Origin of the sequence: Halonotius pteroides, assembly GCF_003605635.1 — an archaeon.
In the GTDB taxonomy this organism is placed as follows: domain Archaea; phylum Halobacteriota; class Halobacteria; order Halobacteriales; family Haloferacaceae; genus Halonotius; species Halonotius pteroides.
Genome location: NZ_QMDW01000008.1, coordinates 80,856 through 105,493, shown reverse-complemented (window position 1 = coordinate 105,493; position 24,638 = coordinate 80,856). Strand labels below are relative to the sequence as shown.

Here is a 24,638-nt window from a genome sequence, read left to right as displayed (position 1 = left end):
TCGCGCGTTCACCCACGCTACAACAGTATGCCGCCACAACTCACCCGGCTCGACGACGCGACGGTCGCCGAAATCGCGGCCGGCGAGGTCATCAGCCGGCCCGCCCGCGTCGTGAGCGAACTCATCGACAACGCGCTGGACGCCGGCGCGAACCGAATCGATGTTGCGGTCGACGGCGACGGCACTGAGCAGATTCGCCTCAAGGATGACGGCCACGGCCTCTCTCGTAGCGACGCCGGACTCGCCGTCCAGCGGCACACGACGAGCAAGCTTCCAGCCGACGCCGGCGCGTCGCTGACGGCGGTCTCGACGCTTGGCTTTCGCGGCGAAGCGTTGGCGGCGATCTGCGATTGTGCCACCGTCGAGATCAGTACCAACGACGGCGACGCCGTCGGCACCAAACTCCGCGTCGAGAACGGCGAGCCAACCGTCGCCGACGCCGCCCGCGGGCAAGGCACCACCGTCACCGTCACCGACCTTTTCGCCGACCGCCCAGCCCGCCGAGAGTCGCTTTCGGGGCCGGCCGCCGAGTTCAGCCGGATCAGCGACCGCGTCGCGGCCTACGCGCTTGCCCAACCCGATGTCGGGTTCTCGCTGCGCCACGACGGGGCGAAGACGTTCTCGACCCCTGGCGGCGGCCTGCGCGACGCACTCCTCGGCGTCTACGACGCGGATGTCGCTCGCAACGCGACCGTCGTCGAACACGCGACAGATATCGATATCAAGGACGGAACCGGATCGTTCGATCTCCGCGGGATTCTCACCTATCCATCGGTCACGCGATCGACCCGCGACCATGTCCGGGTCAGCGTCGCCGGCCGGCCCGTCTCGGATTCCGGGCTCCGGCAAGCAGTTATCGACGGCTACGGATCGCTGTTGCCCGGCGACCAGTTCCCGATCGCCGCGGTCGATATCGAGCCGCCGACCGGTGCCGTCGACCCGAACGTCCACCCGGCGAAACAACGGGTCGGACTTCGGTATCGAGACGACATCGAAGCCGCCGTCGAAACCGCTGTTTCGGGGGCGTTGTCGACGGCCGACGCCCGCCGGGTTGAGGCGGCCGCGACCGATCTCACGACCGAACTCGATGGTGTCGACCGTAGCGATCCCTTCGCCGATCTGCAAGTTATCGGCAGCTTTCGAGACCTCTATCTGCTCTGTGAGGACGACGACGCGCTGCTCGTGATCGACCAGCACGCCGCCCACGAGCGGGTCAACTATGAGCGACTGCAGGCCGCCGTCGGCGACGACGCGATTCCGACGGCGACACTTGAGCCGGCGGAATCCGTGTCGGTGTCGCCAGCAGCCGCATCGCTCGCTGAGGAGTACGCCGACCTGCTTGCGACCCTCGGCTTCGATGTCGAACCGTTCGGCGGCGGGACGCTGCGGGTGTCGGCGGTGCCGGCCCCGTTCGGTCGCGTCGCCGACGCCGCGGCGTTGCGAACGACCCTCGACGAGTTGGCTGCCGGTGAGTCGCCGGCCGATCCACGCGAGACGTTGCTGGCGACGCTGGCCTGTCAGCCGTCGCTGAAAGCCGGCGCGGAACTGTCAACGGAGGATGCAATGTCGCTATTGGCACGGCTTGGCGAGTGCGAGCACCCCTTTGGATGTCCACACGGGCGGCCGACCGTCTGTTCTATCGAGGAATCGACGTTGGCCGCCGGCTTCGACCGCGAATCGACGCGTTTCGAATAAAAAGCGACGACGTTACCACGCTTTGCAGTCAGCACACACGAACCCGTCATCATCGCGCCACTGTCGTTCGGTTGTCGTGCCACAGCGAGCACACGCCGCGCCGTCAGGCTGCCAACGGTACGTGACAGTTGCCGGATCAGCCTCTGTAGCTGTCGGTTCATCATCAGCCGTCGGTTCGTCGTCAGTCGTCGGTTCGTCATCACCCATCGATTCGGTGCCAGTCGTCGGTTCGTCGTCACCAGTGGGTATCACACTGTCGCCGCTGTCACTCTCGCTGTCGCCAGAACCTCTCTCGGCGTCAGTAAATTCCGTCAGTGGCCGATCCTTACTCATCGGCTGCTGTTGGTCGGCGAGATAGTAAAGCCGGGCGATCAGCTGCCGTCACCGGCGACCACGCTCAGCGTTCGCGGCGGAGCCGCCCGACGACGAACTCCTGTTCGAGGTCGCCGAGGAACTCACCGAGCCGCGGCCCCTGTGTCTCATCGAAGAACAGCCGGTAGCCGGCCTCGAAGAGGGCACCGGGCTCGATACCGTGCTCGCGGGCGGTGTCGTAGATTTCGGACTGGATCGTCTCGCCGTCGTGGCCTGCGGCGACGACATCGGCCAGCGAATCGAGGGCGTCACTCGTTGGGTCGTCGAACTCGGAATCGGGGAGGTCGGCCTGTAGCCGGTAGTTGTAGGCGTTGTCCATCCGCTCGGCCCAGGTGCGGGCCTGCTCGACGCGAGCGAGGGCGGCCTCAACGGTCGCCGCGTCGGCATCGTCGGGGATGTGGCCCTCATCGCGGGCGAGCTTCTCCCGGAGTGCCTGATCCTCGACCATGCCGAGCACCGCGGCGAAGGTGTAGGGGAGTCGAACCGGCCGCTCGTCGGCAACCGCGTCGACGACGTAGGGGTAGGCCGCCTCGGCAAAGGCTGTCACCGATCTGTCGTTGACGCCCTGATAGTAGGCTTCCTCGAAGCGATCGAAGTCGTCGACGAGTTGGTCAAGCTGTGAGAGATCAAGATCGCGGGCCGTCTTCGGATGCAGCGCGAAGAAGTAGCGGATGACCTCGGGTTCCAGTAGCTCAAGCAGTTCGGGGACGGTGACGATGTTGCCGGCCGACGACGAGAGGGCCTCGCCGTTGAGCGTGAACCACTCATAGACCATCGGTTCCGGCGGCTCGATATCCAGCACGTTCTTGGCGATGTCGACACCGGAGGGCCACGAGCCCTCGGCGTGATCCTTGCCGAACGGCTCGAAGTCGACATCCAGCACCTGCCACTGGCCGGGCCACTCGAACCGCCAGGGAAGCTTGCCCTCACGGAAGGTGGCGGTGCCCTCGTGACCACAGCCCTCGATTGTCTCGTCGCCGACAGCCATATCCGTGCAGACGTAGTCGACGGTCTCGGCAGCAAGGTCGATGTCGGTCACCGTCTCGGTCAGTTTGCCACACGCCTCACAGATCGGATTAAACGGGACGTACTCGTCGTCGGCCTTTGCTTGGTACTCGCTGAGCACCTCGCGGGCGGTGTCGACGCGATCAAGCACGCGCTCGACAACCGGATCGAAGGCTCCCTTGCCGTAGAGCTCGGTGTTCGAGTACATCTCGATATCGACCCCAAGCCGATCGGCGTCGGCCTCAAGCAGCGCGGCGAAGTGAGCGGCGTAGGAGTCGCGCTCGCCGAAGGGATCGGGAATGTCGGTGTAGGGCTTGCCGAGGTTACGGCCGAGCGCGCCGGCGTCGACCTCGCCGAGACCGACGATGTTGCCGTCCGAGTCGGCCAACTTGCGAGGCAGTTTACGCAGCGGATCACGGTCGTCGCTGGTGAACACCTGTCGCACCGCATGGCCGCGATCGCGGAGGGCTTCGGCGACGAAATAGCCCCGCATAATCTCGTTGACGTTGCCGAGGTGAGCAACTCCCGACGGCGAGACGCCACCCTTGATCACGATCGGATTGTCGGGCTCCCGCTGCTCAATCTCGTCGGCGACACCTTCGGCCCAAAAGTCGTGGTGGGCACCGTCTGGTTCGTCGACCCCGGTGTCGGAATCAGTGTCGTCGGTGCTCATTCTGTCGTGATCCACTCCGCTGGTTCCTCGCCGCCTTCGGGGATGATATCGGTGCCGGTGTGGCTTCCGTTGAGTACCGCGTCGGTGACATCGCCCGGCTCGGTACCGTCGAAAACGATCGCCCGCATCCCTGCCCGCTCGATGAGTTTCGCGGCCAGCAGATCGACCGGTGCCGAGGAGCCCGCATCCCGGCTCATCGGGACGACCAACTCCACGAGTTCCGCCGGCGACATCGTCGTATAACGGATCGCCTCTGGATCCTCGTTGGGGTCGGCGTCGTAGACGCCGTCGGTGCTGGTCGCGTAGGCCAGCAGGTCAGCATCGACATACTCGGCGAGGGCGGCGGCGACGGCGTCAGTTGTCTGGCCGGCCATCACCCCGCCCATGATCGCCACGTCCCCGCGGTTGAGTGCCTCGCCGGCCTCGGCGTAATCGGTAGCCGGCGTTGGGTTTGTGCAGGTATCGAGGGCGGCGATCAACAGCCGAGCGTTCAGTCGGGTCGCGGCGATCCCGAGTTCGTCGAGTTCGACCTCGTTGCCGCCGAGCTCGCGGGCGGTCGTGATATAATCGCGGGCGACCTCGCCGCCGCCGACGACAACCCCGACCGCAAACCCGGCGTCGACAAGCGATTCGATCGCCGCGGCGTGGGCCGCCACCTGCTCGGCGTCGAGATCCGGCGCGAGAACGCTCCCGCCAAGTGAAAGGATGACCTTCATTGCCATCCGATACCCCCGAGTCGGCCTTAAGCGTTCTCACACGGGGAGCCGTGACCGGTTCACCGCGATTGTCAGCCGCTATGCGTCGTCGCCAAACCGATCGGCGAGGTCGCTGAACGCATCGATAACAAGGATCTCGATCGGGGTCGGCGCGCCGTCGGCACCGAGGCCGACGATGATGTGTTGGTCGTCGGTGTTGTCGACGGTGACACTCGCCTCTCGGTTGCTCGTCCCGTTGATCGCGCTGTCGAGGGCAACCGTGACAGTGTACTCTCCGGCGTCGGTAAACACGTCGTCGTAGGCCGGTGTCGACCGCTCTTCGTCCGTGCTTTCCTCGTTGTCGCTATCGCTTGGCGCGACCGTGAATGACTCCGAGAGCTGTGTCTCGCCGTTCGGATCGACGACGGTGACGCTGCCGCTCTGTTCCTGATTGGTGCCGTTGAGCACATTGACATCCTTGAGAATCGCCCCAGCGATGCTGTTCATGATGTCCATACAGCCGGCCACCCCCGCGAGAGCTGTCGCCCCGCCGGCCGCCAACAGCCGGCGACGGGTTGTGTGTGTTGCCGTGGGACTCTCGGTCGCTTGGTCGGTAGGTGGGCTGTCACTGCGCGGCGATCGGTTCGAATCCATTGGTGTTGTTGAGGCTCCCTCGGCTCAAAAACCGGGGCGGGGTGTTTCTCGGTGTGAAACAGTGGCCGTTGTGGCGGCGGGTCACTCAGGACACTAACACTCAAGCACATCGGGGGCGGTAGATGGCCCATGCAAACGCTCTGTGTGGTCGGCGGCGACGCCTCAGCGGTCGCTGGCGCGCTCGCTACCCGCATCGCCGAGACGCACGAGGGCCGGGTCGCCACCGTCGACTACGGCGATGCTGTTGACGATGTTGCTGTCGCTGAGGGTGCGTCCACTACCGCCGACGGCCGATTCAGTCTCACAAGCGACGGTCGGTGGGTCGGCCGCGGCGACGACCGCTCGCTTGTCGACCTCCTAGATTCGCTTGCGTCCGACTACGCGTACGCCGTCGTTGCCGGCACAAGCCATCATCGACTGCCAACGGTCGTCGTTGGCGACAGTACCCCCGAGCCAGCGAACGTCGTCGCCGAGGCACCGACCGCCGACGCCGCTGACATCCCAGACCTCGCTGCCCAGATCGATGATGTCGAGCCACACGTCACCCTGGAGACGCTCATCGACCGGGTTGAGGCCTCGCCGCTGGCCGAGCGATCCGGCGCGATTGCGACCTTTACGGGTCGGGTTCGCGTCAAAGATAGCCCCGAGGACGACCGCACCGAACAGCTCGCCTTCGAGAAATACGAGGGTGTCGCCGACGAACGGATGGCCGCCATCAGCGACGACCTCACCGACCGCGAGGGCGTTTTCGAGGTGGTGATGCACCACCGCGTTGGCGCCATGGGCCCGGGCGAGGACATCGTCTTTGTCGTTGTGTTGGCAGGCCACCGCGAGGAAGCGTTTCGCACTGTGGAAGATGGGATCAACCGCCTGAAAGCCGAGGTGCCGATCTTCAAGAAGGAAACAACCGAAGCCGACGAGTTTTGGCTCCACGAGCGGGGGGAGTAGACGGCGTCGCCGTCGGCAGGCATGGCGACGACGACAAGCGTTTATGCCTCTCTGCCACGTACTCGTTCGTAATGGGTGACGATGGCTGAGCCGGAGTCGATCCCCCGCCCGGAGGGGCTTGAAACGTGGTACCAGCTCAGTGATGTGCGGATCGACGGCGACCGGATTATCTACTACGGTGAGCCGTTGATCCCCGAACAACGACTTCACAAGGAGCTGTGGCCGGCGTTTCAGGAAGCCGGCTACGAGCTCAAGCTTGCGACCCCCAGTGGAGCCGATGGCACCGCTCTCGTCGCCATCGAGTCCGGCAGCGTCGGCAACGAGGGCGTGCCGTGGACAAACATCGCGCTGTTTGCCGCGACGATCATTTCGACGCTGATTGTCGGGGCCGTCGGCTGGTATTTTGTCCCGTTTTCGGAGATCGTTGCCAACCCGCTGGCGGTGCTGCAGGCGTGGCCCTTTAGTGCCGCCGTTCTCGGCGTGCTCATGACCCACGAGTTGGGCCACTACGCGATGGGCCGGTACCACGATGTGACCGTCTCGCTGCCGTATGTCCTTCCCTTCGTATTCCCCTTCGGCACGCTGGGGGCGATCATCAAGATGAAAAGCCGGATGCCGGATCGGAAAGCGCTCTTCGATATCGGCGTTGCCGGCCCGATCGCCGGCCTTGTCGCCACCATCGCTGTCACCGCTATCGGGCTCTCGTTGGGCCCGGTTGAACTACCGGCTCGCGTCGTCGAACAGTCCCAGTCTGCCGAGTCGATCGTGTTCAACAACCCGCCGTTGATGGATCTCATCGCGTGGGCGATCGGTGAGCCGGTGGTCTACAGCGATCCGGGCCTCAATCCCCACCCGGTCATCATCGGTGGCTGGGTTGGGATGTTTTTCACCTTCCTGAATCTGCTCCCGGTTGGCCAACTTGATGGCGGTCATATGGTACGCGCGATGGTTGGACAGCGACAGGAGACGATCGCCGCGCTGGTGCCGGCTGTTCTTGTGACAATCGCCGGCTACCTGTACTACGTCCGTGATCTTGGACTCAACGACTCGGTCGGACTCTGGGCGTTTTGGGGGCTGTTCTCGTTGGTTATCGCCTACAAGGGGCCCGCCGATCCGGGCGATGAGACGGCCATCGGGCTGCCACGTCTGGTGGTCGGCCTGCTGACCTTTGCCCTCGGCTCGCTGTGTTTCATGCTCGTGCCGATTCAGGTCGGCTGACGATCCAAGACTGGAACGATCAGCTTGGTGTTCGCAGAACAGATCCGTTCGGTACGTGATGCCGCTGCCCTACGCGTGTGTGTAACCACGATCGGCTAACGGCTCGCCGTCGACACCGACACCCTCGTCGTCGGCGACAACGCGACCGATCTCAGTCAGCGGTGTCGGCGAGGCCGCCCGCACATCGGCAACAGCGTCGGCCGGCACTGTCGCCACCAACTCGAAGTCCTCGCCGAAGTGGACGGCTGCCTCCCAGCGATCCTCGCGGTCGTCGGCAACCTCGCTGAGGGCGTCGGCGACGGGGACGGCCGCGCGATTGATCGCGAACCCACAGTCGCTGGCCTCGGCGAGCTGGTGCAGCGACCGCGCTAAGCCATCACTGGAGTCCATCATCGCCGTCGCTACGCCGGCAAGCGTGCGGCCGGTGTCGACCCGCGGGGTGAACTGAAAGAGATCGTTGGCGGTGTCGAACGCTTCCTGCTCGAAATACCGGAGGGCGGCCGCGCTCCGCCCGAATCTACCGGTGACGACGACCCGGTTGCCGGGGGTTGCCCCCGCGCGGTCGACCGACTCGTCGACGGCACCGATCGCCGTTGTCGCTATGGTGAACTCGCTGTGGGTATCGAGATCGCCACCGACGTATTCGGCATCGACAGCCGCACAGACTGCTTGCGCGCCGTCGATGAACTCGCTGAGTGTCTCACCGTCGAAGGCGGTGTCAGCGTAGGCGGCGACCGCCGCGGTCGGGCTTGCGCCGACAGCCGCGAGATCCGACAGCGAGGCGGCGACCGACCGCCAGCCAGCGGTGTAGCGTGTCGTTCCCGCGGGAAAATCCGTTGTCTCATGGAGCATGTCGGTCGTGATCGCCGTGTCGTCAACGACGGCGGCGTCATCGCCGGCATACGGGAGGGTCGCCGCGAGCTGTCGGAGCGCCGCACGTTCGTCCATCAGGTTATCTATCGTTTTCGCCTCGGCGACAAAAGCGTATGCTCTTGAGCCGCTCCCGGCCACGCGTCCGATCGGTGCGTTGATTGTCGCCCTGCCCGACGCCTCGGTATGGCACGCGACCGGTTGCGGACGACGCTGGCGGGCTTTCTGCTGGCAGCCGCCGTCATCACCGTCCTCGCGTGGGTTGTCGGCATCGACAATGTCGTGCAGTCGCTCAAGCAGGCTGACCGTAGCGGTGTCGCCACCGTCGCCGCCCTGATCGGTGGCTGGGTCGCCTGTTGGGGGTTAGGCATGCGCGCCGCGCTCCGGAGCTATGACGCGGTCATCTCGCCGTGGACCGGCCTGTTGTTGTCGGCCGGCGCGGGGTTTGCAAACAACGTTACCCCCTTCGGCAACGCTGGCGGCGAGCCGTTGACGACGTTGTTGGTCGCCGAGCGCACCAGCGTTCCCTACGAGCGCGGGCTGGCGGCAATGGCTGCTGTCGACGCGGTCAATATCGTTTCGTCGGTGGGCTTTGCGCTCGGTGGGCTGACATGGCTCGCGGTCGCCGGCTCGCTTGCGGGCCAGCTCACCGTTGCAGCCGCCGCTGTCGTCGCCGCGGTTGTCGTGGGGTGCGGTGGTGCGGTTAGGCTTTGGCGTCGCCGCCGCGGCATCACAACCCGATGTATCGATGGGCTGACCCAGCTTCTTTGCTGGCTTGCGGCGATCGTCCCGCGGCTCTCGGCCCCGGATCGGGCGACTGTCGCCGACCGCGTCGCGGGCTTTGTCGATGATCTCGAACACATCGCGGCTGACCGCCGATCCCTCCTGGCTGTTCTCGGCTACTCAGTGGCCGGCTGGCTGTGTCAACTGCTGGCATTGTGGGCCGCTTTCGCGGCCATCGGCACGCCGATCTCCGCGGTGGCCGCCTTCGTCGCGCTGCCGCTGGCGTCGGTCGCGTTGGCCCTCCCGTTGCCGGGTGGAGCCGGCGGCATCGAGAGCGCGCTGGTCGCCGTTCTCGTCGGAACGCCGTTGACGACGGTGTCGCCGGCGACGGCCGTCACTGGGGTCGTCTTGTTTCGAGGATTTGCCTACTGGCTGCCGACGACACTGGGTGGGCTTGTTTTCGCGGAGTCGGCCGTCGGCTGGTATCGTCAGTCGCGTCGCTGAGGGATGATGATGAACCCATCCACAAGATCCTATTAGATTAAGATTGAATTGTACGTAATAATTTAAGAATAGTGAGAGGCTGAGGGTTTCTGTTTGAGTACTTTGAGATGATTTTGACTACCCACTGTTTCATTATCGTGTGGTAGGTAGAGTCACTGTACAAGTAGTTAGCTTACGGTTAAACGACAACAATTAGGACAACCTCGGTATGGTAGTGACGGTGTTACATACTGAAGCCTATTTAGGAGTAATTATTATTATGTTTGGTCAGATATACTGCGGTGTTCCGGGCCATGAGTGACGATCCGTCAGAAGTAATAACCGAATCGGTGATTAGGGCGACGGGCAATCAAAACAGGGAGGCCATCGTGGTAGATGAGACTCTCACAGTGAGAGAGCGCAGTAATACCATAGATTTCAATATCGCTGTTGACGCTCCGCTGCCGGAACTGTGCCAATCGGGCCGGGTCTTCGAGTTGCCGTCAAATAGTGATCGGGAACCGAGCGAGGAACTAGATCTGTTTGATACGGTTCTCAAGGATAGAACCCCGCTGACCGGACAGTACGCCATCACCGGCGATAATGGATTGACTGAGTACGTGACGATCGACGGTGAACCGCTGACGGGCAAATCAGACGCCACACTTGGGTTGTTCATCGTTGACATCACAACCAGACAGGAAGGGCTAAGAGAAGCGCACAACAGACTAAATACGATCGTTAAGGCACTCGGTGATCCAGTTTATGTCTGCGACTCTGATCCGAAATTCACCTACGTCAACGATGCGTTCGCTGACCTCACCGGGTACACCAAAGACGAGCTGATGAACTCTCACCCACACCTGCTCAAGTCACACGAGTCACAAAAGCGGGTTCGAGAGGCTATCCGAGACATCCTCTCAGATGACGGCCCAGCAGACAAGACCGTTGAGGTGGAAATCAAAACAAAAGGAGGAGATGTGATCGTTTGTGAAGACCACATCGGAGTACTGCTGCAGGACGGGCTGTACAACGGTGCAGCGGGTGTTCTGCGTGACATCTCAACTCGCAAAAAGCAACGTGAACAGGTACGCCAACAAAAGGAGCAGTTAGAGCAGTTCGTCTCTATTCTCACCCACGACATCCGGAATCCGCTCAATATTATCGACGGCTACTCTCAACAGCTTAAAACAGAAGAGAATGCCAGTCAGGTGATGAAAATTGAGCGTGCTGCGGGTCGCATGCGAGCATTAATTGACGACACACTTGCGTTGTATAACGAATCAGGTGCTGCCGAAGATCTAAGTTATGTGTCTATTTCGGAGATTGCTGATAGAGCGTGGCAAAGCGTCGAGACAGCCGATGCTGACCTGCATATCAGAGATGAACTCACTATCGAATGCAACCCTGACCGAATGTGTCGAATGTTCGAGAACCTGTATCGAAACGCTATCGAACACAACGACGAATCGGTCACGATTGAGGTCGAGGAGTACTCCGCAATTGGGACGTCGACACGAAGCAACTGTGGCGGGTTTTATCTCGCAGACAACGGCACTGGCATTGATCCTGATGACCGCGAGAAAGTCTTCGAATATGGGGAGACATCCTCACAGAACGGCACAGGACTGGGATTGCCAATCGTGAAACGCGTTGCTGACGCCCATGGATGGGATATTAAGATAATGGATAGTTCAACTGGTGGGGCAAAATTTGTTTTCATGGGTGTTGAGGTGGGTAAGTCAAATACGAGTTGATAATAATATGACCTTCAGACATAGTACTAGCAACCACCTCAACTATCCATCAGTGAAGTGTAATTACTAGTGCTCTGTGTGATACTTATATTTTCGGTATCGGCCACTCAGCTACCTATCGGCTACTGGATAAAATGTTCTGCCGAGTTATGAATAGACAGCGCGTACCCTTCACGCAGTTCTACTCATCGGATTGCAGCGTGGATTAGCTCAGAGTAGTATATCTGGGGTAGTGTTAATCAGCTTATCGAATCCTTACTTCGACAGGACGCAACTGGATGATGTGGTAGATATAGTGTCGCTACAGGGGCTCTTAGCCGTTATTTTATGGGTAGCACTACTTATTTATCTCTTCTCATCAGCCTGGTGAATTGTTGAAGTGGCTCTGCTCTCACGTGGCTGGAAACGAGATACTGAGGAAGTCTGAGGGCTTGACGATATCTAAGTTTGTATCCTCACGATAGATACCGAGCCTGTTGTCCAACAGACCCTTAATGAAATCTCCGGTGGAATCGTTAATATACGTGTCATTTCCGAGGCACGGCCGTTCGGACTCATCTCTTCAAATCAAGTGGATTCGGATCTGAAAACAATCATAATGTCTGATATTTAACGGGTAAGGTCGTGTCAAACGGTTAGTTCGTCATGATAACGGACATTAGTTTATCGAAATAATAATGAATGATGCTACCGTGTGGTGACCAATGTCCGAAGCCGGAGATCTTCCTCCACAAGATGTCCACCAACGAATAGTGGAACGAGTATCTGATGCAATCGTTTCTATTAATCAAGAGTATCGGTGTACGTATTTAAACAAAAAGGCAGAAAAATTGCTAGAAAGATCCGAAGTGGAACTCCGCGGACAGACTATTTGGAAAGCATTTCCTAAAACCGTTGACACAATCGCCGAAGATAAAATCAAAAAATCGCTTACTGAACAGACTCAAACTAGTTATGAGCGATACAATACAGAACTTGACCGTTGGTTCGAGGTGCGGATCTATCCGAGCAACGACGGTGCTTCAATACTTTTTACCGATATAAGCGACCGAAAACAACGAGAGATTGAACTCACACGTTATGAACAGATAGTGGAGAATCTGCCGGTGGCAGTTGGCCAAAATGAGTTGGAAGCTGATGGCGAATTTAGTTTTGTAAATAGCGCCATGGTTGAGATGTTTGACGCTGAATCAAAAACTGAGGCAAAAAACCACTCGGTACAAGATTTGTGTGCAGACCCCAGCGATAGAGAAGCACTGCTCAAAGAGGTTCATGACTCTGGTTCAGTTCAAGATAAGGAGTTCAAACTAAAAACAGTAAACGGTGATACACTTTGGGGGTCGACTACAGCAAGCATTGAAACAATTGGTAACGAGAAATATCTCCTTGGTATTATCCAAGATATCACTGAAAGGAAACAATATCAAGATGCGCTAAACGCCTTGTTAGATGCAACCCACCAGATGGCTTCCGCGACAACAGTACAGGAGGTTGCTGAGGTGGTTACGACCACGATTAGAGAGTCGATCGGCTTTGCGATGAATGGTGTTCATTTGTATGATGAAACCGCCGGGGGGCTGGCTCCTGTAAGCGTCTCCCACAAGAGTAAACAAGTTATTGAGGAGCCACCAGTTCTCAATGAGGGGATTGGCTGGCAGGCATACAAAACAGGGGAACCACAAATCTATCACGACCTCCAAGCCGCTGACGAGATCTACAACGATCAAACAGAGATTCAAAGTGAGATCGCATTTCCGTTAGGCGATCAAGGCGTGCTCTTGGTTTCGTCTACCGAAACTGATGCATTCTCTGATCGAGATATAACGTTAGCTAATACGTTAGCTACGAACGCAACAGCGGTGCTCTCACGAATCCAAACGCACGAACAATTGCAACAACGTGAGAAAACAGTTGAAGAGCAGCGAGACAATCTCAGAATCGTCAACAAGATCGTTCGCCATGACATTCGGAACGACCTACAATTAATCTCCGCGTACGCAGACCGATTGGCAAACAGAACAGATGAATTTGAGGAGCCACAGAAGATCAGTAAGTGTGTCACCAATGCGGTTGAAGTAACAGAAACCGCAAGAGACGTGACAGACATGGTTCTTCAGGCAGGGCAACCTGATGAGTTTGTAAATCTTAATAACATTCTACCCCAACAGATCAAGAACATAAACAACAGCTACCCAAGATCCCAAATTGAAACCCGTGGTCAGATTCCTAATATCGATGTCGTAGGTAGTGACATGCTGGAATCAGTCTTCAGAAATCTATTGAGCAACGCAATTCAGCATAATACCAAAGAAGTTCCTGAAGTAACCGTCTCGGTGAGCCAAACAGCGTCAGATGCAATAATTGAGATTGCTGATAATGGCCCGGGGATTCCTGATCGTCATAAAGAGGCCATGTTTGAGGAAGGCAATAGCGGGCTAGAAAGTGACGGAACCGGTCTAGGCCTCTATTTGGTGAAGAAAGTTGTCGGACGGAATAATGGAAGAGTCGAGGTAGTTGACAACGAACCAGAGGGATCCGTGTTTGTTGTTAAGCTTCCCAAGCTGAATAGCTAATAGCCACTTTCAGTTTTCAAACTGACACACTCTGCATCTTCTCTGCCTCCCGCTGATACCTGTATAAGATGCAATCTCTGTCTTTTGGAGCGTTCGATCTCTCAGCCTCGAGATAGCCATCAGCGTTTCACTGTCCTTGGTAAGGGTCGCGCTTGTGACCGTCTCGCACGAAATCGGCCGGCAGACGGCGGCTGCGGCGTCGATACGATGCCTTTAAACGCACCAAACCGGAATACGGCCCTATGGTAACTCTCTACGACGTGCCGCCGGAGGAGCTCATCGAGGAGCTCGCCGACCGGCTTGCAGACCGGCTCGAAACGCCGGAGTGGGTTGAGTACACGAAAACGAGCCACGACCGCGAACTGCCACCCCAACAGGATGACTTCTGGGAGCGACGCGGGGCCAGCCTCCTCCGAAAGGTTGCTATCGAGGGCCCGATCGGCGTCGAACGACTTTCGACCGGATACGGCGGTACAAAAGGCGGCTCGAACCGCTACGCCGTTGCCCCTGCTACACAGGTCGATGGCTCGACAAAGATCATCCGTGAACTCCTGATCCAACTCGAAGACGACGGGCTCATCCAGACGGCTCAAGGCGAGGGTCGCCGCACCACCGCCGAGGGCGATGCCTTCCTCGACGAGGTCGCAAAAGATGTCTTCGATGACCTCGACAACCCCGAACTCGAACGCTACGCCTGATTTGATTGTCCGAAACCGTTTTTGGGGCTGCACGACGATATATCATGTATGAGCAACAGCCCTGACGACGATCGACTCGAAGAACTCCGCGAGCAGAAGCGGAAGGAACTCAAACAGCAACAACAGGGCGGCGAGGGCGACCCCGCTGAACGTCAGCAAGCTGCCCAACAACAGGCCGAGGCCCAACGTGAGGCCGTCCTGAAAAAACATCTGACCGATGGGGCGCGCCAGCGGCTCAACGCCGTCGAGATGTCGAAGCCACAGGTCGCCAAACAGGTCAAACAGCAGGTTGTTGCCCTCGCCCAGAGCGGCCGCGTCCAGGATCGAATCGACGAACAGCAGATGAAAGAGCTGCTAAAGGAACTCCAGCCGGATTCGAAATCCTACGATATCCAACACCGCTAACATGGAGTTAGCGCTGCTGTACAGCGGTGGGAAGGACTCCTCGCTTGCAGCCCTCCTTTTAGACGGGTTTTACGACGTTCGGCTCGTGACGGCACACTTCGGCGTCACCGACGACTTCCAGCATGCCCGCGATGCCGCTGCCGAGCTCGGCTTTCCGTTCGAGACGATCACACTTGATGAGTCAGTCGCCGACGACGCCGTCGAACAGATGATCGACGACGGCTTTCCGCGCAACGGCATCCAGCGGGTTCACGATCACGCGCTCGAAACCGCGGTTGAGCTCGCTGTCGACGCTATCGCCGACGGGAGCCGCCGTGATGACCGTGTGCCTACGGTCTCGCGGGCGGCGGCCCAAAGTCTCGAAGACCGCCACGACGTCGACTACATCGCGCCGTTAGCAGGGTTCGGTCGCCACGCTGTCGACGACCTCGTCGCCGCGAATCTTGAAGTCGAAACCGGCCCCAGTGAGACGGTGCCAAAAGCCGACTACGAAGGCGAGTTGCGGGCGATCTTAGCCGACCGCCACGGTGATGACGCCGTCGGTGAAGTCTTTCCCGATCACGAGCAGACCTACGTTCACGGGCGTCGGTAGCGACGCGCCACATCGCACACTGAGATCACACAGCCGTACGCCGAGACCGAACGCTTGAAGCGGCTCCCGGGGTTCAATGGGGTGAATGGTCGGTGGGATCGTCATCGCGGTGGCCGCAGCCGTTGTGTGGGGTGGGTACCTCTACTATCTCAAACGGGCCTTCGAGGGGTATGCAGCCTCGCTGTTGACCGTCGGGATCAACAGCTTCGCGCTGGTGTGGTATCTACCTGTGTGGTATTTTCGCGTCGGTTCGGCGACGACAACTAAGGTGCTAATGACGTTTGGGATTGGTGAACTCGGCATTATCGTGGCGACGACAACGATGATCGCCGGGGCGATGATCGCTTTCCTGCGCGCGTTAGCCATCGGGGAGGTCTCCTATGTCGCGCCGATCAGCAAGATCGTTCCCGTGTTTGTGCTCCCGATTGAGGTTGTCGTCCTCGGGCAGGTGTTGACGCCGCTGCAGGTCGCTGGTGTCCTCGTTGCGACCGCCGCGGTCTACGTCGCCAACTTTCGTGGTGGCTCCTTGCTTGAGCCGTTGCGCCAAGCAACCACATCGACCGCGGCGCGGCTGGCGATTCTCAGCGCGATGGCGTTTGGTGTCAGCGATGTTGCCAGACGGATCGCCCTCCAGGAGCTGGCGATCCCGGTCGGCGTCTGGATCCCGATCGTACTCGGCGGCGTCGCGGTCGTGTTGCTTCCGGCCGCGTTTCGAGCGACCCTGCCGGCGACGCTGCGGGCGGATCTGCCGAAGCTTGCGGTCGGCGGACTGTTCGTTGCGGCCGGTGAAGGGCTGACCAACGTCGCCTTCTCGCTGGTGCCGGCGAGTATCGCCTCGCCGATCGTCAACACCCAAGCCATCGTCGCTGTGTTGCTCGGCGGGCTGTTGCTTGACGAACAGCAGTTTAGGATCCGGACTGTCGCCGCCGTGCTCGCGGTGATCGGCGTGACGATGATCGCGGTGTGAGACACTTGGCTCGCAGTGTGAGTCTCTCAACGCTCGATGTGCATGAAATCCACACGTCGAAAAGGTGATAGATAGGAAGACAAATATACGCGCTCGGCGTACCACTCGTATGACGACGCTCGTCTCGGTGCGCTATCCCCTCACAGCGGATAGCTATCGGACGATCCAACGCGGGCGTGAGCTGACCGACGACGGCGGGTCGCTGATTGTGCTTCATATCTCACTGCTGCAGAACGGCGAGCGAGCCACCCGGAGCGAACTCGGCGAGATCGGTGCCCACTATATCGTCCGACAGGGGTACGTCCTTGAGGAAGCGATCATCGACGAAGCCGCCAGACAAAACGCCGACCGCGTTCTCGTCGGCAAGACCAAACGCGGGCGGTTCCGTCGTTGGGCGGGGCAGCTGCTCGGGCTGTATCCGGATCTCGAAGCCGCGCTTACCGAACACCTCGGGACACGACTCGAAATCGTTGCGTAGTCGACATCCGGCGGCAACGGCACCTACGAGTTATTACTCGTCGCTGATCGAACCGCCAAAGGACAGCATTCAAGCGCGGCCCTCGCAAACGCCCGGCTATGTACGACCGACTCAAAGGGTTTCGTGACTTCTACCCCGACGAGATGACCGCTCGCCGGGAGGTCATCGACACCGTTGAGACCGCCGCCGCCCGGTATGGCTTCCGCGAGATCGGCACACCGACCCTAGAGGCGACCGAACTCTACACCGACAAATCCGGCGACGAGATCGTCGATCAACTGTATAACTTCACCGACAAAGGTGGCCGTGATGTGACGCTCACTCCGGAGTTGACGCCGACGGTCGCCCGGATGGTCGTCGCCAAACAGCAAGCGCTCTCGAAGCCGATCAAATGGTATTCGACGCGTGCGTTTTGGCGATACGAACAGGTTCAACAGGGTCGGTTCCGAGAGTTCTACCAGACCAACGTCGATATCTTCGGCTCGGGTGAGCCCACCGCCGACGCCGAGATCTTAGCGTTTGCGGCTGAGGCACTGACCGATCTCGGTCTCACGAGCGACGATTTCGAGTTCCGCGTCTCACACCGTGATCTGCTCGGTGGTCTCTTGGAGGCCTTCGACGCCGATGTCGACACCGAGGCGGCGATTCGCGCGGTCGACAAATCCGCAAAGATCGACGATCAGGAGTATTACGGCCTCTTACAGGACGCCGGCCTACGCTACGAGCAGGCCGAAACGTTCGATGAGTTGCTCGGGACTGACGACCTCAACGATCTCGTCGATTTCGCCGACACCGAGCGCGTCGCCGACGCCGTCGCCAATCTTGAAGCCGTCCTTGCGGCGGCCGATGATCTCGGCGTCCGTGAGTACTGCGACGTGTCGCTGGAGACCGCTCGCGGGCTCGATTACTACACCGGCGTCGTCTTCGAGTGTTTTGACTCGACGGGCGAGGTCTCGCGGTCGGTCTTCGGCGGCGGTCGCTACGACGACCTCATCGAGAGCTTCGGTGGCCAACCGACACCTGCCGTCGGCGTCGCCCCCGGCCACGCCACCCTGCAGTTGCTCTGTGAGCGCGCTGGCGTCTGGCCCGAGGAAGCCCCCGCAACCGACTACTACGTCCTGAGCGTCGGCGACACCCAGGCGGTCGCCGCCGATGTTGCTCGCCAACTCCGCGGCCGTGGCCACGTCGTCGAAACCGACATCGCCGAACGCAGCTTCGGTGCCCAAATGAACTACGCCGACTCGATTAACGCCGAGACGGTCGTGATCGTCGGCGAGCGCGACCTCGAAAACGGCGAGGTGACGGTGAAAGAGATGGCAACCGGCGACCAGACGACCGCACCCGTCGACGACTTCCCGGGTGATCTGGAGCGGCCGACCTACGAGGACTGGGCGTAAGTCGGTATCACGCCGATAGCGTACGTCGCTGACATATAGGGCATAACCCAATACTTTTATTTCATATAGGGTACTACCCAATAGTACGGATGGCCGACGGCGATGTGCTCGTTGACACGGCGATGATGCTGCCCAACGGAGAACGTGTCAGGCTTTTCGCCGTCGAGAGTTCGGAGTACCCCGGTGGTGTAAACTATCGGTTCCAACACTACGATCCCGAGACCGGAGCCGAGTTCCTCCGCTACGACAACACACGGATACCAACCCACGGCGCGGGGTACCACCACCGACATGCTTGGATTGGTGGCGAGGAGTCGGTGATAGCTATCGAATTTGTTGACCTCGAAACACACCTCACCCGCTTCGAAACGGAGATACGAGCCAATGACAGAGAGTAATCCCACGGAACTGGCCGCGAACGGTGCTGAAAGCTACCCTGAGACGCTTCGAATCACGGTCGGTTCGGTCGCGTCGATGGTTGATGCCGCGGTGACACAGCTTGACGGAGAGGATTCAGCCGAGGAGGCCATTCGGTCATTCGACAGGGTGGCCGATATCAGACAGTTGCTCACGGAGCGACGCCTCGAAGTCATGCGGTCGATCATGACCGCACCGCCGGACAGCATCAGCGACCTTGCTGACCGCCTCAATCGGAACTACTCGGAGGTTCACAGTGACGTGGCAGTGCTGGCCGATCACGATATCATTTACTTCGAGAGCGACGGTCGAGCGAAACGCCCTGTCATCCCTTATGAGCGCGTCCATATCGATATCGAAGTCGTCGGCGACACGAGCAGCGAGCGAGCGGCGATCTCGTGAGCACCGATCTCAGTAGCACAGTTGCGCGTGAGCTAACTGTACGCATCGACGTATAAGCTGTTAGGAGGATTTGTTTCGTATCTCTGCTATGAGCAGCCGCGACACATACGAGAAGGACTCCGGTGTCGGGTCGACACGGCTCCTGAAAGCGTCTCTGAGCGGTTTGGGGGTCGTTGTCGGACTGCTGACGATGTATCAGTCGACCGCTGGCACTGACGCCCCATTCGTTGTCGGTGCGGTGCTCGCCGCCGGCAGTGCGATCTCTCTGGTTGCTCAGCTATGGGCTACGCACTAGCCGTCTCGTAGTCACTCGGTTCGACGACATGCGTGTACTCGACCAGCTCTTTTTTCGCCCCCGCGGCGGTGTTTTAGAGAGCCGACTGCACGAAGGACGCAAGCGCATGCACCTCGGTGTCCTCGTCGGCCGTCTCGAACACCGATTCGATCTCGGAGTCCACCTCGGTGCTTTCAAGCTGTGTCAGGCTGGCTGCGGCGATCTGTCCGAGATAGGCATCGTCCGTCTGGAGGGCAGCAATCAAATATGACGCTGCATCCTCGCTCGAACGTGCGCTGCCGAACCGAATGACCACGTTCTATAGCCTCGTTGTGTCGCCGCTGCACTTGGCCATGGGTGTGAGCGTTTTCACTTCGACGCCTCGCTTATTCGGATGAGGTGTAGTCGCTGGGGCTTGTGACGTGGGTATACTCAACTAACTCCTTTTTTGCCTCCGCAGCAGTGTCATGGAGATTCGACTTGACAAATGAGGCCAGTGTGTGCGCCTCAGTGTCCTCGTCGACCGTCTCAAGGAACGTCTCGATTTTCCCCTCAACCGTGGCTTGATCAAGCTTAGTGAGGCTTGCTGAGGCGATCCGTCTGAGGTCAGGGTCGTCGTCGTCCAGCGTATCGACCAACGAGTCGACCGCTTTCTCACTCGACCCCTCCAGTTGGCCCAGCAGCCAAGCGGCGTTGCGCTGCTCTAATCTGTGTGGCGACTCCTCGACGATCGAGGCAAACTCCTCGGAGACATCAGTTGAGACATCCTCGGCGATCTTCTCGATGGCCTGCTGGCGAACCGCATCACCCTCGTCGAACTCCGTTTCGGTGAACGTCGTGATAACGCCTTCCGCCGCCTCCTCGCGTATCGACTCATTCGAGTCGTCGTCCAGCTCGTCGACGACCAGATCAACCGTCTCTTGGGCTCCGAACCGCCCGATCTTGCCGATTACCTGCTCTTTCAGCTCGTCGTCGGTGCTTCTGGAGGCTGTTACGAGGGCCTCATAGGCTGCGTTGGTGCCGATCTCGACGAGGGCTTCGACCGCGGCCTCCTTGACCGCCGCAATCTGCTTGCTGTTGGCGGCCTGCTGGAATTCGTCGTTGTCGGCCCGCAGGTGATCTTGGATCGGGCTCACAAATGTCTCATCGCCAACGGTGCCGGCCGCTTCGATCGCCCGTCTGAGCACGCGGAGATCCGTCTCCCGTGAGAGGGTCGTGCGGAGTTTGTTGATCGTGCTTTGACTTCCCACGCGGCCGAAGCCAACGACGGCCAGAAACCGCAGCGACGGCCGGCCTGACGAATGCCACTTCGTCAGGATGAGCGGATACGGTCTCTCCGTCGGCGTCGACTCCGGGTCGGCCTCCAGCCGCGTAATAATGGTATCGAACGTTGATTCGTCAACGGTGAGCAAGACGTTGAGGATGTTGGCCCGAACCGCATCGGATGGCTCGGAGAGAACACAGCCGATGAGTGCCTGTTGGGTTTGTGGCGTTACCGTCTCGGCGAATGCGTCGGCCGATTCGGCTACGATCCCGGCCGCGCCGTAGCGGACGTGTTGGTTGTCGTGATCCCGGATATGACGGATCAGCTCCCCGTACTCGCCGCGGTTTGCGAGCGAATACAGATAGTCTGCTGTGTCCGGTGAGGGAGACTGTGCCATCTTACCATACTATGGGAGTACTAATGAAAAAGATAATGATTTTGGTCTAACATGTTTGTATGTGTGAATATTTATGCGGTCATACACGCCACAGCTGATCCCGTTGTCGCCGCGATCAAGCCCAACAGCGTCGGTAGCGTGACCGACACCCAACTCTACTGACCAGCCTGTGGTCGGCTGTCGTTTCCGCATCGACCATTTCTATTCGTGAGCGTGTAACATACAACTGACCACACAACGGCGGTAGTCGTTAGCCGCCCCGAACGAACTTGTTTCGTGTGTCTCGCAACACTTCACGGGCGTGTCCCGATGGATCAGCCACATCCGGATCATACACCGAGACCACTTCGCCGTCTGCGAGCACGACCGTTCGGCGGTCGGTGTGTCCGTTGCCGGTAGCGAGGCCAAAGGCGTCAGCGAGGTCGCCGTCAGGATCGGCGAGCAGGTCGAAGATGATCCCCTCCGCATCAGCGAAGTCAGCGTGGCTTTCGACGCCATCCATTGAGACACCATAGACGCCGATGCCAACCTCCCGAAACTCTGGGAGGGCCGCTTGGAACTCGGTTGCTTCGACCGTACAGCCGCCGGTGAAATCCTTTGGATAGAAGAAGACGACCGTTGGGTCGTCAAAACTGAGCGATACCGTCTCGCCGTGCTGATTGCGTGCTGTGACTGCCGGGGCTGAATCGCCGACTTCAAGCATACGCCATTTTCACCCGCGCCCGTCATACCGGTTGTGATCGGGCCGGCCGAACGACCGTATCCGGTGTAACACCGCGAACGAACGTGCTTTTAGGCGTTGGGGCTGTAGGCTCCAGAAATGATTTTCGAGAACCTCCCTACAGCTCCCCGGTCGGAGGAGCTCCTTGATAAGGCCTTCTCGCGGGCCGCCCGCGCGGGCAACGCCAAAGGCGGCCTTGAGGCACAGCAGTCGATGCTGACCGTCGCGGTCAACATTACCTCCGATAACCTCGAAAACGTCGTCACGGCGTGGCCGGATTTCGACTACATTGATCCCTTCTATTACGAACTCGCCGACGCCATCGTCGATGTCAACGAGCTCCGCCAATCGCTTTCTGAGGTCACCTGGGCCAGCCGGCAGATCGAGGAGTTGGGCCGTGAGTACCAGTCAAAACTCCGCAAAACCGACTCTGACACCGCCCGCAAGCATCGCAAGCAGGCCTTCGCCCGCATCGCCGACATCATGGACGAGATCAAAGCCGACCTCCGGGCGGTCGGCGACGCCCGCGACCAGCTGAAGACGATCCCTGACATCCGCCCTGACGAACCAGCGATCGTCATCGCCGGCTACCCAAACGTCGGCAAATCCTCCTTTGTCAACCACGTGACGCGGGCCTCAAACGAGATCGCGGAGTACCCCTTCACGACCCGCGGCGTCCAAGTTGGCCACCTCGAACGCGACCACATCCGCTATCAACTGATCGACACGCCTGGGCTGCTCGATCGCCCGGAAGACGAGCGCAACGATATCGAGCGACAGGCTGCCGGCGCGCTTGAACATCTGGCCGACACGGTGCTGTTTTTCGTCGATGCCTCCGGCGACTGCGGCTACCCATTGGACGTACAGTTGGAACTGCAGGCTGCCGTCGTCGACCGGTTTGCCGACCGCGATATTCCGGTGCTGACGATCTGCAACAAGAGCGACCGTTCGACCGATGTCGAGGCTGACGCCTACATGAGTATCACCGAGGAGGAGGGTATCGATGAGGTGCTTGCGTTAGCGATTGATGCGGTCGGCTACGAGCCGGAACTCCCGTCGCGGGACGCCTGAACACGGCGACACGCTCTACTCGGGCTGGAGCCGTTCCAATACGGGAATCTCGTCGATTTTCTCGGTAGCGATATCATCCCAGTAGAGCCCGGCCGGCCGCTCGGCGGCCGTTTTAGTCGAAATCGTTCGTGTCGGCGTCACGACCAGATCTAGCGGTACGTCGTGACGGTCGGGCTTAATGTCGCCATCGTTGACAATTTGACTATCGTGGACGGTCGTGGCGACGGTGGTATCGGCGTCAACGCGGTCGAAGCCGCGCAAGACGGCGAATTCGAGATCGCTGAATCCCTCACCTTTGCCGACGCGATTGCCAGCGGTGTCAACGGCGACGCTGCCGGCGACGATGAGGTCGATCTGCGGCATCGCCTCGGGATCGACGGGGACGCCGTGTTTCGATGAGCCTGAGACCGTCGTCGCATCGTCGATGTCGTCGACCTCGTCGGGTGCGAGTCGAAGAAACGGTTTGGCCTCGCTGAGCCGCGGGACAGCCATGTAGACCGTTTTCCCCTCGCGGAGGGCCTGACGGCGCACCGGCAACTGCGGGGCGTCAGGATTGCATTTCAGCGTGTCGGCGGCGGCCCACGCGTCGGTGTCGGCCAGTCGGTCGGCGGCGTCGCTGGCGTCGGCGACGTTGGGGATGCGGCCGTGCGGCGGAAACGGAAATCGGGCGATTCCTTCGGCTTCGAGGAGATCCCAGATGCGTTCGCGGAGGTCAGGTTTGGATAGATTCACCATAGGTGGGGGTTCGGAGCCGTTACTCGTACTCACGGCTGCGTTCGCGGTTGCTGCTGTCGATATCAAGGCCATCAAGCTCCCGCTCCAGTTGGCGTTCGAACTCGGCGTCTGAGAGCTTACCGTCGGCGTAGCGTTGTTTCACTGTGTCGATACGGCTCTGTTGGTTCGGTGCCGGGCGGTTCGCGTCGTTCACGTCGCCGGTTCCGGCACCCGCGTTGTTGTCTCCACGGTACCACGAGACGAGTCTGAACCCACCGTAGAACATCGCCCCGACGACAGCCAACGTGAGAAGCGAGCTGGCGATCGCCCACGCAATGCCGATGATCGTAGCGATAACCGAGAAGATGATCTGAATGGCGACAAGCACGCCGAGCCCGAGAAGCGTATACAGAGCGACGTTCCGCCAGTTCATATCCACTGATAGGCCGGCGATCGGCAAATATCTGTTTGCTTCCGAGTAACAGGCTCTCAAAACGACCCAGCGACCGAACACAACCCGTTTCCCTGCCGGTCGCCGAGAGCCGGTATGTTCGAAGCTCGCCCTGACTGTGACGACGAGATCGCGTTGGTCGGCCGGTCAAACGTCGGGAAATCAACGATCATGCGGGAGCTGACAGGTCACAGCGTGCCGACAGGCCAGAAACCCGGGGTAACCCGCGAGCCCAACCACTTCGATTGGTCATCTCAGAGCTTCATGTTCACCGATCTACCGGGGTTCGGGTTCATGTCCGGTGTTGAGGGCGAGCACCGCGAAGCGATTCAGACCGACATCGTTCGCTACATTGAGGATAACGCCGAGTCGATTCTGGCGGCCGTCCTCGTTGTCGACGGCAAGAGCGTCATCGACATCATCGACCGCCACAGCGACCGCGGCGAGATCCCCCACGACGTGGAGATGTACCATTTCCTGAAGGAAGTCGGCATCCCAACCGTTGTCGCGGTCAACAAGATGGACAAAGTCGACGACACGGACGACCGGCTCAACGACCTCTGTGACCGCCTTGGGCTGTTTCCGCCGTGGCAGCAGTACGAGGAGGAGGTCATCGCGCCGATCACCGCCAAGGCCGGCCGGATCGACAGCCTTCGAACCGCGCTACAACATCACATCCGGGCTGCCAAACGCGATGAGCTGCTACAGTTTGTGACTGCGTAGT

Annotated in this window: 27 protein-coding genes; 17 read left to right on the top strand and 10 right to left on the bottom strand. The window is 59.8% G+C overall.

From position 1 onward, the window contains the following. Positions 1–27: 27 nt before the first annotated feature. On the top strand, positions 28–1,695 hold the full coding sequence (gene mutL, locus DP106_RS07465; RefSeq protein WP_120084433.1) for a DNA mismatch repair endonuclease MutL: 1,668 nt from the start codon (positions 28–30) through the stop codon (positions 1,693–1,695). Positions 1,696–1,707: 12 nt separating this feature from the next. On the opposite strand, the gene DP106_RS07460 is transcribed toward mutL, so the two are convergent. From DP106_RS07460 to DP106_RS07445, 4 genes are all read right to left on the bottom strand, one after another. Continuing rightward, positions 1,708–2,028 (bottom strand): DUF7573 domain-containing protein, encoded by a 321-nt coding sequence (locus tag DP106_RS07460; protein WP_120084432.1) that lies wholly within the window; start codon positions 2,026–2,028, stop codon positions 1,708–1,710. Positions 2,029–2,092: 64 nt separating this feature from the next. Beyond that, complete coding sequence (gene lysS, locus DP106_RS07455; protein WP_120084431.1) at positions 2,093–3,745, bottom strand: lysine--tRNA ligase; 1,653 nt, start codon at positions 3,743–3,745, stop codon at positions 2,093–2,095. Beyond that, on the bottom strand, positions 3,742–4,461 hold the full coding sequence (pyrH, locus tag DP106_RS07450; RefSeq protein ID WP_120084429.1) for a UMP kinase: 720 nt from the start codon (positions 4,459–4,461) through the stop codon (positions 3,742–3,744). Before pyrH ends, lysS begins: the two co-directional genes overlap by 4 nt. A 78-nt stretch (positions 4,462–4,539) precedes the next feature. Continuing rightward, complete coding sequence (locus DP106_RS07445; protein WP_120084428.1) at positions 4,540–5,094, bottom strand: hypothetical protein; 555 nt, start codon at positions 5,092–5,094, stop codon at positions 4,540–4,542. Positions 5,095–5,223: 129 nt separating this feature from the next. Between DP106_RS07445 and DP106_RS07440 the strand changes: the two genes are divergently transcribed. Both DP106_RS07440 and DP106_RS07435 read left to right on the top strand, forming a co-directional pair. Then, positions 5,224–6,042 (top strand): molybdopterin synthase, encoded by an 819-nt coding sequence (locus tag DP106_RS07440; protein ID WP_120084427.1) that lies wholly within the window; start codon positions 5,224–5,226, stop codon positions 6,040–6,042. An 81-nt stretch (positions 6,043–6,123) separates the two neighbouring features. After that, positions 6,124–7,260, top strand: coding sequence for a site-2 protease family protein (locus DP106_RS07435; RefSeq protein ID WP_120084426.1), 1,137 nt, complete (start codon positions 6,124–6,126; stop codon positions 7,258–7,260). Between the two features lie 69 nt (positions 7,261–7,329). Here DP106_RS07435 and thiL read toward each other — a convergent pair whose 3' ends face one another. Beyond that, the gene (gene thiL / locus DP106_RS07430; protein ID WP_276310068.1) at positions 7,330–8,220 is read right to left on the bottom strand and encodes a thiamine-phosphate kinase; all 891 of its coding nucleotides are present in this window, start codon (positions 8,218–8,220) and stop codon (positions 7,330–7,332) included. Between the two features lie 96 nt (positions 8,221–8,316). Between thiL and DP106_RS07425 the strand changes: the two genes are divergently transcribed. From DP106_RS07425 to DP106_RS07370, 12 genes are all read left to right on the top strand, one after another. Continuing rightward, the gene (locus DP106_RS07425) at positions 8,317–9,357 is read left to right on the top strand and encodes a lysylphosphatidylglycerol synthase transmembrane domain-containing protein (protein WP_120084423.1); all 1,041 of its coding nucleotides are present in this window, start codon (positions 8,317–8,319) and stop codon (positions 9,355–9,357) included. 293 nt (positions 9,358–9,650) lie between these two features. Beyond that, the gene (locus DP106_RS07420; RefSeq protein ID WP_120084422.1) at positions 9,651–11,093 is read left to right on the top strand and encodes a two-component system sensor histidine kinase NtrB; all 1,443 of its coding nucleotides are present in this window, start codon (positions 9,651–9,653) and stop codon (positions 11,091–11,093) included. Between the two features lie 704 nt (positions 11,094–11,797). Then, on the top strand, positions 11,798–13,666 hold the full coding sequence (locus DP106_RS07415; RefSeq protein ID WP_120084421.1) for a sensor histidine kinase: 1,869 nt from the start codon (positions 11,798–11,800) through the stop codon (positions 13,664–13,666). A 242-nt stretch (positions 13,667–13,908) separates the two neighbouring features. Next, positions 13,909–14,364, top strand: a complete 456-nt coding sequence (locus DP106_RS07410) for a 30S ribosomal protein S19e (protein ID WP_120084419.1) — start codon at positions 13,909–13,911, stop codon at positions 14,362–14,364. Positions 14,365–14,412: 48 nt separating this feature from the next. After that, positions 14,413–14,769, top strand: a complete 357-nt coding sequence (locus tag DP106_RS07405) for a DNA-binding protein (RefSeq protein ID WP_120084417.1) — start codon at positions 14,413–14,415, stop codon at positions 14,767–14,769. A 1-nt stretch (position 14,770) separates the two neighbouring features. Next, positions 14,771–15,361, top strand: a complete 591-nt coding sequence (locus tag DP106_RS07400) for a DUF7411 family protein (protein ID WP_120084416.1) — start codon at positions 14,771–14,773, stop codon at positions 15,359–15,361. Positions 15,362–15,446: 85 nt separating this feature from the next. Continuing rightward, entirely contained in the window at positions 15,447–16,328 is an 882-nt protein-coding gene (locus DP106_RS07395; RefSeq protein WP_120084414.1) for an EamA family transporter, read from the top strand. A 109-nt stretch (positions 16,329–16,437) separates the two neighbouring features. Continuing rightward, the gene (locus DP106_RS07390; protein WP_120084412.1) at positions 16,438–16,806 is read left to right on the top strand and encodes a hypothetical protein; all 369 of its coding nucleotides are present in this window, start codon (positions 16,438–16,440) and stop codon (positions 16,804–16,806) included. Positions 16,807–16,904: 98 nt separating this feature from the next. Continuing rightward, positions 16,905–18,203, top strand: a complete 1,299-nt coding sequence (gene hisS, locus DP106_RS07385) for a histidine--tRNA ligase (RefSeq protein ID WP_120084411.1) — start codon at positions 16,905–16,907, stop codon at positions 18,201–18,203. Positions 18,204–18,292: 89 nt separating this feature from the next. Continuing rightward, positions 18,293–18,601 carry a toxin-antitoxin system TumE family protein gene (locus tag DP106_RS07380; protein ID WP_120084409.1) on the top strand — a complete coding sequence of 103 codons (309 nt, stop codon included), beginning with the start codon at positions 18,293–18,295 and terminating at the stop codon, positions 18,599–18,601. Further along, a complete protein-coding gene (locus DP106_RS07375) occupies positions 18,588–19,022 on the top strand; it encodes an HVO_A0114 family putative DNA-binding protein (protein WP_120084408.1) in 435 nt (144 codons plus the stop codon). Before DP106_RS07380 ends, DP106_RS07375 begins: the two co-directional genes overlap by 14 nt. Positions 19,023–19,110: 88 nt before the next feature. Beyond that, complete coding sequence (locus DP106_RS07370) at positions 19,111–19,317, top strand: hypothetical protein (RefSeq protein WP_120084407.1); 207 nt, start codon at positions 19,111–19,113, stop codon at positions 19,315–19,317. Positions 19,318–19,390: 73 nt separating this feature from the next. Here DP106_RS07370 and DP106_RS07365 read toward each other — a convergent pair whose 3' ends face one another. The 3 genes from DP106_RS07365 to DP106_RS07355 form a co-directional block, all read right to left on the bottom strand. Further along, entirely contained in the window at positions 19,391–19,612 is a 222-nt protein-coding gene (locus tag DP106_RS07365) for a hypothetical protein (RefSeq protein WP_120084406.1), read from the bottom strand. Between the two features lie 70 nt (positions 19,613–19,682). Next, on the bottom strand, positions 19,683–20,957 hold the full coding sequence (locus DP106_RS07360; RefSeq protein WP_120084405.1) for a HEAT repeat domain-containing protein: 1,275 nt from the start codon (positions 20,955–20,957) through the stop codon (positions 19,683–19,685). Positions 20,958–21,207: 250 nt separating this feature from the next. Beyond that, positions 21,208–21,660 (bottom strand): peroxiredoxin, encoded by a 453-nt coding sequence (locus tag DP106_RS07355; RefSeq protein ID WP_120084404.1) that lies wholly within the window; start codon positions 21,658–21,660, stop codon positions 21,208–21,210. Positions 21,661–21,777: 117 nt separating this feature from the next. Between DP106_RS07355 and DP106_RS07350 the strand changes: the two genes are divergently transcribed. After that, the gene (locus DP106_RS07350) at positions 21,778–22,749 is read left to right on the top strand and encodes an NOG1 family protein (RefSeq protein WP_120084402.1); all 972 of its coding nucleotides are present in this window, start codon (positions 21,778–21,780) and stop codon (positions 22,747–22,749) included. A gap of 15 nt (positions 22,750–22,764) precedes the next feature. Here DP106_RS07350 and DP106_RS07345 read toward each other — a convergent pair whose 3' ends face one another. Then, the gene (locus DP106_RS07345) at positions 22,765–23,484 is read right to left on the bottom strand and encodes a 5-formyltetrahydrofolate cyclo-ligase (RefSeq protein WP_120084400.1); all 720 of its coding nucleotides are present in this window, start codon (positions 23,482–23,484) and stop codon (positions 22,765–22,767) included. 19 nt (positions 23,485–23,503) lie between these two features. Beyond that, a complete protein-coding gene (locus tag DP106_RS07340; RefSeq protein WP_120084399.1) occupies positions 23,504–23,896 on the bottom strand; it encodes an SHOCT domain-containing protein in 393 nt (130 codons plus the stop codon). 114 nt (positions 23,897–24,010) lie between these two features. Here DP106_RS07340 and engB point away from each other — a divergent pair, with 114 nt between their 5' ends. Then, positions 24,011–24,637 carry a GTP-binding protein EngB gene (gene engB / locus DP106_RS07335; protein ID WP_120084397.1) on the top strand — a complete coding sequence of 209 codons (627 nt, stop codon included), beginning with the start codon at positions 24,011–24,013 and terminating at the stop codon, positions 24,635–24,637. Position 24,638 lies beyond the last annotated feature (1 nt).